This window comes from Pseudescherichia sp. (genome assembly GCF_032052675.1).
Taxonomy (GTDB): Bacteria; Pseudomonadota; Gammaproteobacteria; order Enterobacterales; family Enterobacteriaceae; genus Pseudescherichia.
In genome coordinates, this window is the sequence record NZ_DAMBWA010000006.1 from 42370 (window position 1) to 57792 (window position 15423).

General features: G+C 56.6%; 15 protein-coding genes. 8 read left to right on the forward strand and 7 right to left on the reverse strand.

The features are described 5' to 3' along the window. Positions 1–38: 38 nt before the first annotated feature. From potG to rlmC, 5 genes are all read left to right on the forward strand, one after another. A complete protein-coding gene (gene potG / locus RTX96_RS10085) occupies positions 39–1172 on the forward strand; it encodes a putrescine ABC transporter ATP-binding subunit PotG (RefSeq protein ID WP_312670888.1) in 1134 nt (377 codons plus the stop codon). 9 nt (positions 1173–1181) lie between these two features. After that, complete coding sequence (potH, locus tag RTX96_RS10090) at positions 1182–2135, forward strand: putrescine ABC transporter permease PotH (protein WP_103819689.1); 954 nt, start codon at positions 1182–1184, stop codon at positions 2133–2135. Further along, a complete protein-coding gene (potI, locus tag RTX96_RS10095) occupies positions 2132–2977 on the forward strand; it encodes a putrescine ABC transporter permease PotI (protein WP_103819688.1) in 846 nt (281 codons plus the stop codon). The genes potH and potI overlap by 4 nt, the downstream gene beginning before the upstream one ends. 78 nt (positions 2978–3055) lie before the next feature. Then, complete coding sequence (locus RTX96_RS10100; protein WP_268108551.1) at positions 3056–3529, forward strand: YbjO family protein; 474 nt, start codon at positions 3056–3058, stop codon at positions 3527–3529. 42 nt (positions 3530–3571) lie between these two features. After that, positions 3572–4705: a 23S rRNA (uracil(747)-C(5))-methyltransferase RlmC gene (gene rlmC, locus RTX96_RS10105; protein ID WP_312670889.1), complete on the forward strand. Its 1134-nt coding sequence runs from the start codon at positions 3572–3574 to the stop codon at positions 4703–4705. A 55-nt stretch (positions 4706–4760) separates the two neighbouring features. On the opposite strand, the gene artJ is transcribed toward rlmC, so the two are convergent. The 6 genes from artJ to RTX96_RS10135 all read right to left on the reverse strand — a co-directional run bounded on the left by artJ (position 4761) and on the right by RTX96_RS10135 (position 9175). Then, positions 4761–5492: an arginine ABC transporter substrate-binding protein ArtJ gene (gene artJ, locus RTX96_RS10110; RefSeq protein ID WP_103819685.1), complete on the reverse strand. Its 732-nt coding sequence runs from the start codon at positions 5490–5492 to the stop codon at positions 4761–4763. Positions 5493–5640: 148 nt separating this feature from the next. Then, complete coding sequence (gene artM, locus RTX96_RS10115; RefSeq protein ID WP_103819684.1) at positions 5641–6309, reverse strand: arginine ABC transporter permease ArtM; 669 nt, start codon at positions 6307–6309, stop codon at positions 5641–5643. Continuing rightward, positions 6309–7025 (reverse strand): arginine ABC transporter permease ArtQ, encoded by a 717-nt coding sequence (gene artQ / locus RTX96_RS10120; protein ID WP_103819683.1) that lies wholly within the window; start codon positions 7023–7025, stop codon positions 6309–6311. The genes artM and artQ overlap by 1 nt, the downstream gene beginning before the upstream one ends. Positions 7026–7031: 6 nt before the next feature. Next, a complete protein-coding gene (artI, locus tag RTX96_RS10125) occupies positions 7032–7763 on the reverse strand; it encodes an arginine ABC transporter substrate-binding protein ArtI (RefSeq protein ID WP_103819682.1) in 732 nt (243 codons plus the stop codon). Positions 7764–7783: 20 nt separating this feature from the next. Then, complete coding sequence (gene artP, locus RTX96_RS10130) at positions 7784–8512, reverse strand: arginine ABC transporter ATP-binding protein ArtP (protein ID WP_042392362.1); 729 nt, start codon at positions 8510–8512, stop codon at positions 7784–7786. A 144-nt stretch (positions 8513–8656) separates the two neighbouring features. After that, positions 8657–9175, reverse strand: a complete 519-nt coding sequence (locus RTX96_RS10135) for a lipoprotein (protein WP_103819681.1) — start codon at positions 9173–9175, stop codon at positions 8657–8659. 108 nt (positions 9176–9283) lie between these two features. On the opposite strand from RTX96_RS10135, the gene RTX96_RS10140 reads away from it, so the two are divergent. Next, entirely contained in the window at positions 9284–10165 is an 882-nt protein-coding gene (locus RTX96_RS10140) for an N-acetylmuramoyl-L-alanine amidase (protein ID WP_103819680.1), read from the forward strand. A 9-nt stretch (positions 10166–10174) separates the two neighbouring features. On the opposite strand, the gene RTX96_RS10145 is transcribed toward RTX96_RS10140, so the two are convergent. Continuing rightward, positions 10175–10828, reverse strand: a complete 654-nt coding sequence (locus RTX96_RS10145) for a helix-turn-helix domain-containing protein (RefSeq protein WP_103819679.1) — start codon at positions 10826–10828, stop codon at positions 10175–10177. Positions 10829–11429: 601 nt separating this feature from the next. Here RTX96_RS10145 and RTX96_RS10150 point away from each other — a divergent pair. Both RTX96_RS10150 and RTX96_RS10155 read left to right on the forward strand, forming a co-directional pair. Then, a complete protein-coding gene (locus tag RTX96_RS10150; RefSeq protein ID WP_312670890.1) occupies positions 11430–14444 on the forward strand; it encodes an Ig-like domain-containing protein in 3015 nt (1004 codons plus the stop codon). Between the two features lie 184 nt (positions 14445–14628). Then, positions 14629–15366, forward strand: a complete 738-nt coding sequence (locus RTX96_RS10155) for a hypothetical protein (RefSeq protein WP_312670891.1) — start codon at positions 14629–14631, stop codon at positions 15364–15366. The last annotated feature ends 57 nt before the right edge of the window (positions 15367–15423 follow it).

Below are 15423 nucleotides of genomic sequence, written 5' to 3' on the forward strand. Positions count from 1 at the left end.
CATATGCACCTGTTTATCTGTATGCCGGAGAGCATCCCGTGAATGACGCAACCCCCCGCCCACAGGCGAAACCTCGTAAAGCGCTGACGCCGCTGCTGGAAATTCGTAACCTGACCAAATCGTTTGATGGTCAACACGCCGTGGATGACGTCAACCTGACCATCTATAAAGGCGAGATTTTTGCCCTGCTGGGCGCGTCCGGCTGCGGGAAATCGACCCTGCTGCGTATGCTGGCGGGCTTCGAGCAGCCCACTACCGGGCAGATTATGCTGGACGGCGTCGATCTGGCCCACGTTCCGCCCTACCTGCGCCCCATCAATATGATGTTCCAGTCCTATGCGCTCTTCCCGCACATGACCGTTGAGCAGAACATCGCCTTCGGTCTGAAGCAGGACAAGCTGCCGAAGGCGGAGATTGCCAGCCGGGTAGAGGAGATGCTCGGCCTCGTGCACATGAGCGAGTTCGCTAAACGTAAGCCGCACCAGCTCTCTGGCGGCCAGCGTCAGCGCGTGGCCCTGGCCCGCAGCCTGGCGAAAAGGCCGAAGCTGCTGCTGCTCGACGAGCCGATGGGCGCGCTGGACAAGAAGCTACGCGACCGGATGCAGCTGGAGGTCGTGGATATTCTTGAGCGGGTAGGGGTGACCTGCGTCATGGTAACCCACGATCAGGAGGAGGCGATGACGATGGCCGGGCGTATCGCGATCATGAACCGGGGTAAATTTGTGCAGATCGGCGAGCCGGAGGAGATCTACGAGCATCCGACGACCCGCTACAGCGCGGAGTTCATCGGCTCGGTGAACGTCTTCGAGGGGCTGCTGAAGGAGCGCCAGGAGGACGGTCTGGTGATCGACTCGCCGGGGCTAATGCATCCCCTGAAGGTCGATCCGGATGCCTCGGTGGTAGACAACGTGCCGGTTTACGTGGCCCTGCGCCCGGAGAAGATCATGCTCTGCGACGAGGCACCGACAGATGGCTTTAACTTTGCCGTCGGTGAAGTGGTGCACATTGCCTATCTCGGCGATCTCTCTATCTACCACGTTCGCCTGAAGAGCGGGCAGATGATCAGCGCCCAGCTGCAGAACGAACATCGCTACCGCAAAGGGCTGCCGACGTGGGGTGATGAGGTGCGCCTCTGCTGGGACGCCGACAGCTGCGTTGTGTTAACGGTTTAAGGAGCGGTGATGAGCACATTAGAACCACCGGCCCGCGTAGAAAAAACGTCGCGCTTTACCCTCTGGCTGGCGCGGATGCAGATGAAGCACGGGCGCAAGCTGGTGATCGCGCTGCCCTATATCTGGCTGTCGTTGCTGTTTTTACTGCCGTTTCTGATCGTCTTTAAAATCAGCCTGGCCGAGATGGCGCGGGCCATCCCGCCCTATACCGATCTGATGGAGTGGGCCGACGGCCAGCTCTCGATCACCCTTAATCTGGGTAACTTCCTCCAGCTCACGGACGATCCGCTCTATTTCGAAGCCTATCTGCAATCGTTGCAGGTGGCGGCCATCTCAACGTTATTCTGCCTGCTGCTGGGCTACCCGCTGGCCTGGGCGGTGGCGCACAGCAAGCCGTCGACGCGCAATATCCTGCTGCTGCTGGTGATCCTGCCGTCGTGGACCTCGTTCCTGATCCGCGTCTACGCCTGGATGGGCATCTTAAAAAATAACGGCGTGCTCAATAACTTTCTGCTCTGGCTAGGGGTGATCGACCAGCCGCTGACGATCCTGCACACCAATCTTGCGGTCTATATCGGCATTGTCTACGCCTATCTGCCGTTTATGGTGCTGCCAATCTACACCGCCCTGACGCGCATTGACTACTCGCTGGTGGAGGCCTCGCTGGATCTTGGTGCCCGGCCGCTGAAGACCTTCTTTAGCGTGATTGTGCCCCTGACCAAGGGCGGAATTATCGCGGGCTCGATGCTGGTATTTATCCCGGCGGTGGGCGAATTCGTGATCCCGGAGCTGCTCGGCGGCCCGGACAGCATCATGATTGGCCGCGTGCTGTGGCAGGAGTTCTTTAACAACCGCGACTGGCCGGTGGCCTCGGCGGTCGCCATTATTATGCTGCTGCTGCTCATTGTTCCCATCATGTGGTTCCATAAACATCAGAGCAAAGGCACGGGAGACCACGCATGAACAACTTACCGGTAGTGCGTTCGCCGTGGCGGATCCTGATCCTGATCCTCGGCTTCACCTTCCTCTATGCGCCGATGCTGATGCTGGTGGTCTACTCCTTCAACAGCTCGAAGCTGGTGACGGTGTGGGCCGGGTGGTCTACGCGCTGGTATAGCACGCTGTTCCACGACGATGCCATGATGAGCGCGGTAGGGCTAAGCCTGACCATTGCCGCCTGCGCGGCGACGATGGCGGTGATCCTTGGGACCATCGCCGCCGTGGTAATGGTGCGCTTCGGACGCTTTCGTGGCGCAAACGGCTTTGCCTTTATGATCACCGCGCCGCTGGTGATGCCCGACGTGATCACCGGCCTGTCGCTGCTGCTGCTGTTTGTCGCCCTGGCCCACGCCATCGGCTGGCCGGCGGATCGCGGGATGCTTACCATCTGGCTGGCGCACGTCACCTTCTGTACCGCCTACGTGGCGGTGGTGATCTCCTCCCGCCTGCGCGAGCTGGATCGCTCCATTGAGGAGGCGGCAATGGATCTCGGCGCTACGCCGGTGAAGGTCTTCTTTATCATCACCCTGCCGATGATCATGCCAGCGGTGATCTCCGGCTGGCTGCTGGCCTTTACCCTGTCGCTGGACGATCTGGTGATCGCCAGCTTCGTCTCCGGGCCGGGGGCCACCACGCTGCCGATGCTGGTCTTCTCCAGCGTGCGCATGGGGGTAAACCCGGAGATCAACGCCCTGGCGTCGATTATCCTCGGCGTGGTGGGCATTGTTGGTTTTATCGCCTGGCTATTGATGGCCCGTGCAGAAAAGCAGCGAACGCGTGATATCCAGCGTGCAAGACAGGGATGATCCCACTACTATTTGCTGAGGTCATGGGTCACTGATGCCGCGCCGGTCGCGGCATCGTTTCGCAGGGAAGGCTACGCCGTGGGATTTTTCAAAAAAACGCAGCAGGGTCATGCGCGGCTTAACGTACCGGCGCTGGTTCAGGTCGCGGCTATCGCTATTATTGCGATCCGCTGCCTCGACCTGCTGCTGCTGTTTAACCTGCTGGGGCTGCGCGGGACGCTGGACTTCATCCACCGCAGCGCCCAGACCTGGAACCTGACGCTGATTTTTCTCGGCAGCCTGCTGCTGCTGTTCCTCGAATTTCTCTGCGCCTTCTCAGTCATTAAAGGCCGCAACTGGGCGCGCTGGCTCTATCTCCTGACCCAGGTGGTGGCCGCAGGCTACCTGTGGGCGGCCTCGCTGGGCTACGGCTACCCGGAGCTGTTCAGCATTGCTGGCGGTTCGAAGCGGGAAATTTTCCGCTCGCTGGTGATGCAGAAGCTGCCGGATATGCTGGTGCTCGGCCTGCTGTTTATCCCATCCCCCTGCAGACGCTTTTTCCGCTTCCAGTAACGGTGGTACAATCCCCGCCCCGCAAAAAAGAAGGTTTCTATCATGCAGTGCGCCCTATATGACGCCGGTCGCTGTCGCTCCTGTCAATGGATCGACCAGCCGGTCCCGCAACAGCTTGCCAGCAAGATGGCGAGCCTGCATGCGCTGCTGGACGGTCTGTCGGTCGCCGAGTGGTGCACGCCGGTCAGCGGCCCGGAGCAGGGATTCCGTAATAAAGCCAAGATGGTGGTGAGCGGCAGCGTCGAGAAACCGCTGCTGGGGATGCTACACCGCGACGGCTCGCCGGAGGATCTCACCGGCTGTCCGCTCTATCCGGCGTCGTTCTACCCGGTCTTTGCCGCCCTGAAGCCCTTTATTGCCCGGGCGGGCCTGACGCCCTATAACGTGGCGCGCAAGCGTGGGGAGCTGAAATACCTGCTGCTTACCGAGAGCCAGCTCGACGGCGGCCTGATGCTGCGCTTTGTGCTGCGCTCCGAGGCCAAGCTCGACCAGCTTCGCGCCGCGCTGCCTGCGCTGCAGGCCGAGCTGCCGCAGCTGAAGGTGATCTCGGTTAACATCCAGCCGGTGCATATGGCGATTATGGAGGGGGAGCAGGAGATCTGGCTTACCGACCAGCGAGCGCTGGCGGAGCGCTTTAACGGCGTGCCGCTGTGGATCCGCCCCCAGAGCTTCTTCCAGACTAACCCCAGCGTGGCGGCGAGCCTCTACGCCACCGCCCGCGACTGGGTACGGGCGCTACCGGTGAAGCATATGTGGGATCTCTTCTGCGGCGTAGGCGGCTTTGGCCTGCACTGCGCGACGCCGGAGATGACGCTGACCGGGATCGAGATCGCTCCGGAAGCCATCGCCTGCGCGAAGCAGTCTGCTGAAGAGCTGGGTCTGCATAATGTGCATTTCCAGGCGCTGGACTCGACCGCATTCGCCACGGGGCAGGGGGCGGTGCCGGATCTGGTGCTGGTCAACCCGCCGCGGCGCGGCATCGGCAAGCCGCTGTGCGACTACCTGAGCGCGATGGCCCCGAAGTGGATCGTCTACTCCAGCTGTAACGCCGAAACGATGGCGAAGGATATCCGTGAGCTGCCAGGATACCGCATCGAACGCGTGCAGCTGTTCGATATGTTCCCGCACACGGCGCATTATGAGGTGTTAACGTTGTTGGTGCGGGAAGTAGAGTAGAAGAATTTGTAGGCCCGGTAAGCGAGAGCGCCACCGGGCGTTTAGCGAATAGTAATTACTGCGGGAACCACTGGTCGCTGATTTTCTGATAGGTGCCGTCGGCTTTGATGGCCGCCAGGGCAGCGTTCAGTTTTTCCAGCAGGGCTTTGTTATCCGGACGCACCGCGATGCCCAGGCCGGTACCGAAATACTGCGCGTCGGTTACCTTCGGCGTGGCGGTACCCAGCTGCGGGTTGTTCTTCAGCCACTCGTTCACTACCGCGGTGTCGCCAAATACGCCATCGATACGACCATTTTTCAGGTCGAGGATCGCGTTCTGGTAGCTGTCATAGGCTACGGTCTTCACTTCCGGGTGCTTATCCTGGAGATACTTCTGGTGGGTCGTCCCGTTCTCCATGCCGATGCGCTTGCCTTTCAGATCCTCGAACGATTTAAACGCGTCTTTCTTGGCGATCACCACCGCCGAGTTGGCGTAGTACGGGTCGGTGAAGGAGACCTGCTTGCTACGCTCCGGGGTGATGTCCATACCGGAGATCACTGCATCATACTTCTTGAACTTCAGCGCCGGGATCAGCGAGTCAAACGCGTGGTTGGTAAAGGTACAGTCGGCCTGCATCTGCTTGCAGAGCGCTTTTGCCAGGTCGATATCAAAGCCAACGATCTGGTTGCTGGCATCCAGCGACTCAAACGGTGGATAGGTGGCAGAGGAGCCGAAGCTGATCTTATCTGCCGCGCTGGCACCGGCGGCGAAGGTGGCGAGGATGGCGGCCAGAATTAACTTTTTCATTATGGAACTCCTGTCTGTCAATCTTATAGTTTTCACCGTGTCTGCGGCATGGGGTTACAATGCCACTGAATGAATTTATATGCAATATTAATGATTATTTATATTTGTGCAGGTGTAAAAAAGGCGGGTTGCCCCGCCTCAGATAGTGTTAATTGCGCCGCTCAAACGCCAGCGCCCGCCGCTCGATAAGCCGCATCAGCAGCGTCAGCAAGCCGTTGACTATCAGGTAGATAATCCCCGCCGCGCCGAAAACCATCACGTCGTAGGTGCGACCATACAGCAGCTGTCCATGCCCCATTACCTCCATCAGCGTGATGGTGTAGGCCAGGGAGGTACTTTTGAATACCAGCACTACTTCGTTGGAGTAGGAGGAGAGGGCGCGTTTGAACGCGTACGGCAGCAGGATCGCCAGCGTATCCTTCTTGCTCATCCCCAGCGCGCCGCAGGATTGCCACTGCCCCTCAGGGATCGCCCGAATCGCGCCGTAGAAGAGCTGGGTGGTATAGGCCGCGCTGTTCAGCGACAGGGCAATCAGCGCGCAGAGCCACGGCTCGGAGAGCAGATGCCACAGCCACGGATAGGCCTGGATCGACGGAAACTGCCCCGGCCCGTAGTAGATCAGGAAGATCTGCACCAGCAGCGGCGTACCGGTAAAGAGCGTGATGTAGCCCCGCACGATCCACACCAGACCCGGCGTTTTCAGCGTCAGAACGATGGTAAAAATCAGGGAGAGGATCAGCGCCACCACAATCGACGCCACGGTGAGCGTCAGGCTGGTGTGCAACCCTTTCATCAGTTCCGGTAAATACTCAAGCATTAGCCAGGCCTCCGTTCGAAACGTGTCGCGCGTTGGTCAATGCGTTTGAGAATGTACTGACTGAGAAGCGTAATCACCAGGTAGATGGCCGCCGCCACCAGAAACCAGGTGAACGGCTCCTGGGTACGGGTCGCGATGCTGCGGGTTTGCAGCATGAGATCGTTAACGCTGATAAGTGATACCAGCGCCGTATCTTTCAGCAGCACCAGCCACTGGTTACCCAGTCCCGGCAGGGCATGACGCCACATCTGCGGCATCACCAGCCGGAAGAAAATAGCGCTTTTAGACAGCCCCAGCGCCTGGCCGGACTCCCACTGGCCCTGCGGCACAGCCTTCAGCGCCCCACGCAGGGTCTGAGAGGCATAGGCCGCATAGAGCAGGGAGAGGGCGATCACCCCACACAGGAACGGACTGACATCGAAGTTTTCGATCTGCATCTGCACCGGGATCTGCGCAAACCCCAGGTTCAGGGTAAAGCCATCCGAGAGCACCAGCAGCAGCTGTGACGAGCCAAAATAGATAAAGAGCACTACCAGAATTTCCGGCAGGCCGCGCAGGATAGTCACCAGCCCCGATCCGAGCCATGCCACAGGACGCCACTTTGCGGACTCCCAGACGGCAAAGAGCATGGCCAGCACCAGGCCAATGGCCAGCGCGCAAACGGCAAGGCCGACGGTCATCCCGGCGGCGCTTGCTAAAGGAAAAAGTTCATTCATCAAGGATTACTTCTGGAACCATTTTTTGTAGATGGTCTCGTAGGTACCATCCTGCTTCACTTTTTCCAGCGCGGTATTAAATTTCTGCTGCAGGTCGGTATTGCCCTGACGCACCGCAATGCCCAGACCCGTGCCGAAATACTCTTTATCCGTCACCTTATCGCCGACCGCAGCCAGTTTGTTATTCGCCTTCAGCCATTCGGTCACCACCGCGGTGTCGCCGAACACGGCATCAATACGGCCATTCTGCAGATCCAGACGCGCGTTCTGATAGCTGTCGTACGGTACGGTAGTGATTTCCGGATGCTTATCGGTAATGAATTTCTGGTGCGTGGTGCCGTTCTGCACGCCGACGCGTTTGCCTTTCAGCGCATCGATGCTGGTAAATTTACCCTGCTGGCCAATAAACAGCGCCGAGTTGTCGTAGTACGGGTTAGTAAACAGAACCTGCTTCTGACGCTCCGGGGTAATATCCATACCCGCCATCACCGCGTCGAAACGGCGGAACTTCAGGCTTGGGATCAGGCTATCGAACGCCTGGTTAGTGAACGTACAGGTCGCATCAATCTCTTTACACAGCGCGTTGGCCAGATCGACGTCGAAGCCAACGATTTTGTTATTGGCATCGGTGGATTCGAACGGAGGGTAGCTCGCTTCGGTGGCAAAACGAATGGTTTGGGCTGCTGTAGCAGAGAGGCTAACGCTGGCAAGCAGCGCGGCAATCAATACTTTTTTCATTGTCACTTCCCAAAAAAATATCAGTGAGATAAGTAGTTTTTAAACGCATCGGTCTGCGGTGCGGTAAAGGTACTGGCATCGCCCTGTTCGACGATATAGCCATTTTCCATATACACCACACGGCTGGCGGTTTTACGCGCCACTTCAACTTCGTGAGTCACGATAACCTGGGTAATCTTGGTCTGCGCCAGCTCGCGAATAATGCTGACAATCTGCGCGGTGATCTCGGGATCCAGCGCCGCCGTCGGCTCGTCAAACAGCAGCACCTGCGGCTCCATCATCAGCGCGCGGGCAATGGCCACGCGCTGCTGCTGACCACCGGAGAGGTGCAGCGGGTAGCGGTCGCTGTAGGGCTTCAGGCGCAGGCGCTCTAAGAGCTTATCGGCACGGGCATGAGCCTGCTCTTTGCTCAGACCCAGCACCCGGCAAGGGGCTTCAATCAGATTCTGCACCACGGTCAGATGTGGCCAGAGGTTGTACTGCTGAAACACCATGCCGACGTTTTGCCGCAGCTCGCGGATCGCTTTATCAGAAGGCGTTTTAGCAAAATCGAAATTGTTACCGGCAATGCTCAACGTGCCGGAGCGTGGCATCTCCAGCAGGTTAAGGACGCGTAGCAGCGAACTCTTGCCCGCGCCGCTTGGGCCAAGCAGTACCAGCGTCTCGCCCTCGGGGCAGTCGAGTGTGATGTCAAACAGCGCCTGATGTGCGCCGTAGAAGCAGTTAATGCCGTTTAATTTAATACTCATCGAGGCAATCTGATAGCAATTGAGGCCGCAAATAGTAACGTTGACAGAATAGTTATGCAATATTTATGCGTTAAAACTTAACTACAGGCCGTCTTCCACCTTAAAAATAGCACAAAATCGTGGAGGTCCGGCCTGTACAGCGTATTAGCGATGTTCGATTGACTGGCGTAGAGAGCCTGCCGGGGCATGAACGCTACCGCCGAGATAGCGTACGTCATCTACTGCCCAGCACTGGCCTTCACGCACCATCAATACCTCATCCTGCCAGCGCTGGCTGCCCTGGGTCAGCTCGACGCGCAGAGGAATATTACGTGCGTCGGTGTTGGGAATGGTTGAGGCGCTGGCGACCGTGGCCGTTTGTGCTGGCGTCGCGCGGCTGGAGAAGGGATCGGCGCTCAGCAGAGCACTGTTGCGGCTGTCGCGAGAGGCGGCGGTCAGCATAGCGGCCAGATCGTCGCTGAGGTAGGGACGCAGCGCGGTCAGATCGTTACTGCGATGTTGGATGCGGTAGTCGTAAAACTGCTGCGCCACGGCGTCAGGACCCCCTGCCACGCAGGGACCGCTGCGCGTGCCGATATCCTTAAACGCGGGCGTCACGGGAGTGGTGCACGCGGAGAGCACCAGCGCACAGGGCGCAATGACGGATAAAAGAGAGTAGCGCATAATGATTTCCTTATAAGCTAACGACATGTGTATAGTTTTATCAATCATAGCCCTGGCTGTTTGATTATGCACCGCTTGTGGCATCGAAGGTTAAAAAGGAGAGTAAAGATGCGGCTATTCCCCATCCCTACGCCGCAGCCGGTGTGGCAACGATTCTGGCTGCTGGTGTTGGCCCTGCTGCTTAGCGCCTGCGCAAGCAAGAAGAGCGAGATAAGCGATAAAGGCGTAGTAAAAAGGGTGGGCTATGAGCTGGATACCCAGCATCGGGCGCAGGCCGCCTATCCGCGAATAAAAGTGCTGGTGATCCACTATACCGCAGGCGACTTCGATACCTCCCTCACAACCCTGACCGATAAAGAGGTCAGCGCCCACTATCTGATCCCAGAACATCCGCCGGTGCACAACGGGAAGCCGCGCATCTGGCAGCTGGTGCCCGAGCAGGAGCTGGCCTGGCACGCCGGGGTGAGCTTTTGGCGGGGAGCGACGCGGATTAACGATACCTCAATTGGCATTGAGCTGGAGAACCGCGGCTGGCAGAAGATAGGCAGAGATAAAGACTTTACCCCCTTCGCAGCGGATCAGATCGCCGCCTTGATTCCACTGGCGAAGGATATCATTAATAGTTACAACATACTCCCTGCTAACGTGGTGGCGCACTCGGACATTGCCCCCCAGCGTAAGGTCGATCCCGGTCCGCTCTTTCCGTGGCGTGAACTGGCCGCGCAGGGGATTGGCGCCTGGCCCGACGCCCAACGTGTGACCTTCTACCTCAACGGCCGCGCGCCTTCTGAAAGGGTGAGTAGTGCCGTCCTGCTGGATGCGCTCTCCCGCTACGGCTATGAGGTGGTGCCAGGCATGACGATAGCTCAGCAGAAGAGGGTGATTATGGCCTTCCAGATGCACTTCCGCCCGGCGCGCTATGATGGCGTGGCCGATGCGGAAACCCTGGCCATCGCCAGCGCGCTGCTGGAGAAATATGGCCAGGGGTAACGCATTCCATTAATACTTCTCAGGGAGGCGGGCAACGTTAATCAGCTTCCCCTTTTTAATCAGGATAAATTTCCCTTTGCGCAGCTGTGAAAGAATACGGAAAACCGAGCTGCGGGAAAGGCACGTATGTTTGCGAATATAGCTCTCAACGGGTGTGGCGACACGAATGTCATAGGGCAGCTTCATCAGGTTAAGTAGCTGCCGCCTGACCATCTGATATGCATCACCGGAAGAGAGCCAGCCATCTCTAAACAGCAGCAGCTCCAGTAGCCAGGCCTGAATATGCGCGACATCCTGCCAGAGACGGTTCTGCTCTACGTATTGAAAAAAAAGATCGCGTTCAATGGTAATACCCTGGCAGCTATTTTGCGCCATCAGACTGTAGCTTTTGCCGTGCTGTGAGAAGAGCCCGCTTATACCCACCACAAAGGGCGCGGAAGCCGTGCCCAACCAGCTGTCATCCGATTCTCTCACCACGGTAAAAACGCCCCGCGTAACGAGCCAGACTTTGCATTCTGCAGCTATGTTTTTTTCAGCACGCTCGCCAGGCGCCAGGCTAAAAACATGACCTTTATCTTCCAGCGCAGAGAAAATCCTCTGATAGGCCTGAAGTGGACGGCGGGAGAGAATATTTGACAGGTTATTTTCAGGCGTTGCGCTCATTTTTATGTTCCCTTTCCAGCTATTCCATATTCATGTTATTCATGCCGCTAATAAATTAAATAATCTTTAGAACTCTACACTCTATTAAGGTTAGGAAACGCTGGCAAGCGTCTTATAAATACGCCAAAAAAATGTTTATTATCAAAAAGATAAAAAAGTCTCAAATAGAGCATTTTTTCTGTTTTGCTTTATATCTGTCATAAGAAATAATTGGCCCAATTTTAGGCAGGTGTAAGCCTTTTTTAGCCTTTCAATAGAGAGCGTTATCAACCTGACAAGGGAGTGTGTTCGTTATTTCGTTTTGAAATGTAAATTTAAATTTCAATTAATTCAAAAGTGCAAACGCTAACGTTATGCACGCTTTCGGCATTGTGAAAAAGAGACTGATCTCATGAAAGTAAAATCGAAACCAAAACCATTTGTTAGGGCTCGCAAGGCGCGCCTGTTCGAGAGGATACGCCAGTCGAACTGGCAACAAAAATTTGTCCTCTTCTTTATTTGTATCTTTTCACTGACAACCTATCCGGTTTCAGCGTCTTTCCTGCTAAGTAGCCCTACGTCATCCTCTACGGCGTCAGAGCCCGAGGCAGAAAATACCTCGTTGCCCGGCAGCGACACCCTCAGCACCACAGCATCCGCGCTCTCTTCCTCTGGCTCTGACGGTTTAAAGGGCGCGGCGGCTTCTGCGGCGACGGGCTACGCGGCGTCTTCAGCGCAGGACTGGCTGAGCCAGTTTGGTACGGCTAAGGTGAAGCTGAATGTAGATGATAACGGCAACTGGGACGATAGCTCTCTGGATTTCTTACTGCCGCTGTACGATAACCAGCAGCAGCTGCTGTTTACCCAGCTCGGCTACCGCGCGCCGGACGGCCGTAATACCGGTAACTTTGGCTTAGGGGTCAGGGTATTTAATCTTGAAAACTGGATGTTTGGCGGAAACGTCTTCTTTGACGATGACTTCACCGGGAAAAACCGCCGTGTTGGGGCGGGTGCCGAAGCCTGGACAGACTTCCTGAAGCTGGGCTTTAACACCTATGCGGGCACCACCGACTGGCATAGCTCTCGTGACTATGCGGACTATAACGAAAAACCTGCCGATGGCTTCGACATTCGCGCCGATGGCTACCTGCCCGCATACCCACAGCTGGGCGGAAAGCTGATGTATGAAAAATACTATGGCGATGACGTTGCCCTGTTTGATAAGGACACGCTGCAGGACAATCCTTCTGCGGTCACCGTTGGACTTAACTACACGCCAGTTCCGTTAGTCACCGCCGGCGTGGACTACCGTCGTGGCCAGGACTCAGTGGATGAGACCGAGTTTAGCCTTAACTTCCGCTATGCGCTGGGCCAGCCGTGGGGGGCACAAATTTCTCCCGATCAGGTGGCCGTTCGCCGCAGCCTGGCGGGCAGCCGTTACGATCTGGTCGATCGTAACAATGAGATCGTGCTGCAGTATAAGAAGAAACAGAGCAATGACGCGCTGGCTGATATGACCCTGACCAGCATTCAGGACAACAGCCCGGCGGATGGGGCGACCAATAATACCGTTATGGTACATGCGGTCACCTCGGACGGATCGCCTGCCAGAAATGCTGACATCATCTGGAGCGTCAGCGGAACGGGTAAACTGAGTGCCACAACCGGCGTGACCGACGGTAACGGTAACGCCACCGTTGGCATTACCGACAGCACCGCCGAGCAGGTTACGGTTACGGCTACATCCGGCTCGATCACCCGCAGCGTACCGAGCAGCTTTAACGAGTCGGTGAGCTCGCTGAACCTCAAGCTGACCGATAACAACAGCAAAGCCGACGGCGTTGACACCGACAGCGGCCAGGTTACCGTTCGCGATGCCAGCGGTAAGGTGATGTCGGGCGTACCGGTGAGCTGGAGCGTGGATCATAGCGCAACCATCGTACACAGTGACGCCGTGACCGACGGCAGCGGCCATGCCAGCGTTGAGTATACCGATACCAAAGCGGAGTCGGTGAAGCTGACGGCCAGCGCCTCGGGTAAAACGGAATCCACAGATTCCGCCTTCGTTGCCGCCGCGACGACCAACACCATCTCCGTTACCATGACCACGGATAATTCGCAGGCCGACGGCGTCACGCCTAACGTGGCTCGCGCGACGGTGAAAGACAGCACCGGCAAAGCGCTCTCTGGCGTGACAGTTAACTGGAGCACGACCGGCAGCGCAAAACTGGCTGCGAACACCTCCGTGACCGACGGCAACGGTAACGCGACCGTTAACCTGACGGATACCGTGGCAGAGAGCGGCCTGACCGTGACCGCCACGGCGGGGGATGCTACCGGTACAACCACCACCACGTTCGTCGGGATTCAGCAGAATATCGCCGTAGAGATGACCACGGACAACTCTCCGGCTGATGGCACCACGCCTAACGTGGCCCGCGCCACGGTGACGGATGGTAACGGTAAACCGCTCTCGGGCGTGACCGTAAACTGGACCACCACCGGCAACGCAAAACTGGCTGCGACCTCGACAGTGACCGACGGCAGCGGTATCGCTACCGTTAACCTGACGGATACCGTGGCAGAGAGTGGCCTGACCGTGACTGCAGCAGCGGGTGATGCCAAAGGTTCAACGACCACCACCTTTAAGTCGGTGCTGGATAAGATTACCGTTACCACGACAACCGATAACTCGCCGGCTGACGGCATGTCAACCGACGTTGTCAATGCGCTGGTCACAGACAGCAACGGTAAGGCACTGCCTAACGTCACCGTAAACTGGGCCACCACCGGCAGCGCTAAACTGGCCGCCGCCTCGTCGGTAACCGATAGCGCGGGTAATGCAACAGTGAGCCTGACGGATACCACGCCAGAGAGCGGCCTGACCGTGACAGCCTCGGTGGGTGAGGCGAAAGGGACTACCCAGATCTCGTTCGCTGAGCTTCAGCAGGACGTTACTGTCACCATGAAGGTGAATAACTCCGTCGCCGATGGCAAAACGCAAAACATTGCTCAGGTTGTGGTGCTGAAAGATAACAGGCCGGTCTCTGGCGCAGAGGTTAGCTGGAGCAAAGACTCTAATAACGCCAAAAATGCCTCTTCACCAACGGCATACACCGACAATAATGGGATCGCCACGATGGCCTACACCGATACCGTTGCTGAGACGTTCAACGTTGTTGCGACGGTAGGCGACGAAACAGGGAAAACACAGTCGACCTTTGTGAGCCCAGCGTTCGGCCCGATTACGATCTTAATGCCGGAAGTGACTGCAGGAGTGGTCAACTATGACATCGCATTGGGTGGCACACCGGTAGTTATCCAGCACTACAACGGCATGGCGGCAGGGGATCAGATTGCCGTTAGCTCTAACGTTAGTGGGGATAGAAATGGCCAAACAATGGACTATAGCGCCCCGGTACATACTGTCACCGCCGGTGAGGTAGGCCAGGACATCAGCGTAATGCTGCCAGAAAGCAAATTGATGGGGGTTGCGGGAACCGAAGAAACCACCACTGATGCCGCCTGGCTGCACGTTAAGGCCGTGGTCACACAAGGTGATAAAACCCAAACGGCGACGCTGGATGCTCCGATTGATACTTGCCTTCCGGGAACAGCGGACTGTAGGGCTAATTAAAAAAGAGCTTACTTAATAGATATCCCCGCCTGGCGGGGATATTTTTTTAGAAAGATAAGCATCTATTAACAATGAGCAAACATTGCCATTGCCTTCACTCAATATTGAACAGTTACCTCATTACACCAGGCGTACGCTATTCCTGTCGATAAGACAAACCTGTTAACTCTATGAGGTATTAAACATGACTACTAAATCTAAACTCGGCGCTGCCCCGGCAGCCCCTAGCGTTCTGAATGCCACGTCTGAAGACAATTACACTATTGACCAATATGATATTACATCCGGCTTGGTATTGACCATTCCTCACTATGAGGATGCAGAAAATGGCGATCTGGTCATGGTTCACTGGGGCGATTATCAGCAGCAGTATGCTATCAGCAATATTGCTGAACTGCCGCTGGAAATTGATGTACTTAACGACTTCCCGCCTGTTTACCATGCAGATGGCAATTATGATGTCTACTATGTCGTCACCGACCATTATCAAAATCACATCGAGTCCGATCACCTTCCTCTGATCATCGCTACCGGCGAGCCCGTCGCAACGCTGCCTGCTCCGGTCGTTCCAGATGCCGCCCCGGGTTATATTAACTACGATGCGGCATCAGACGGCGTTGAAGTAGATATCACCTATACGCCGATGGCCGCCGGTGATGCCATTACCCTGATCATGAAGGGCTATGACAACGAGGCTAATATAGAGAAAGCTGATATTGAGTATCCTTACACCGTGACGGCAGCAGATGCGCTGGCTGGCACCGTTAAAACTAACCTGATCACTCTGGCAGATATGCAGCAGATCGGTGAGGACGCTTATGCCCTCTTCTGGTATACCGTAGCACCGGCTGATGGTTCTGCTAATGAAACATCAGAAACCTTCCAGACTATTGTTGACGTGGTCCCGCCGGGCGTGAAATAATAGCTCTGCTAAAAAGGCTTCCTTCGGGAAGCCTTTTTTATAACTGAATAAAACCAC

Coding starts and splice junctions, on each gene's coding strand:
- potH (WP_103819689.1), top strand. CDS start 1,182: ATGAGCACATTAGAACCACCGGCCCGCGTAGAAAAAACGTCGCGCTTT.
- potI (WP_103819688.1), top strand. CDS start 2,132: ATGAACAACTTACCGGTAGTGCGTTCGCCGTGGCGGATCCTGATCCTG.
- rlmC (WP_312670889.1), top strand. CDS start 3,572: ATGCAGTGCGCCCTATATGACGCCGGTCGCTGTCGCTCCTGTCAATGG.
- artJ (WP_103819685.1), bottom strand. CDS start 5,492: ATGAAAAAGTTAATTCTGGCCGCCATCCTCGCCACCTTCGCCGCCGGT.
- artM (WP_103819684.1), bottom strand. CDS start 6,309: ATGCTTGAGTATTTACCGGAACTGATGAAAGGGTTGCACACCAGCCTG.
- artQ (WP_103819683.1), bottom strand. CDS start 7,025: ATGAATGAACTTTTTCCTTTAGCAAGCGCCGCCGGGATGACCGTCGGC.
- artI (WP_103819682.1), bottom strand. CDS start 7,763: ATGAAAAAAGTATTGATTGCCGCGCTGCTTGCCAGCGTTAGCCTCTCT.
- artP (WP_042392362.1), bottom strand. CDS start 8,512: ATGAGTATTAAATTAAACGGCATTAACTGCTTCTACGGCGCACATCAG.
- RTX96_RS10135 (WP_103819681.1), bottom strand. CDS start 9,175: ATGCGCTACTCTCTTTTATCCGTCATTGCGCCCTGTGCGCTGGTGCTC.
- RTX96_RS10140 (WP_103819680.1), top strand. CDS start 9,284: ATGCGGCTATTCCCCATCCCTACGCCGCAGCCGGTGTGGCAACGATTC.
- RTX96_RS10145 (WP_103819679.1), bottom strand. CDS start 10,828: ATGAGCGCAACGCCTGAAAATAACCTGTCAAATATTCTCTCCCGCCGT.
- RTX96_RS10155 (WP_312670891.1), top strand. CDS start 14,629: ATGACTACTAAATCTAAACTCGGCGCTGCCCCGGCAGCCCCTAGCGTT.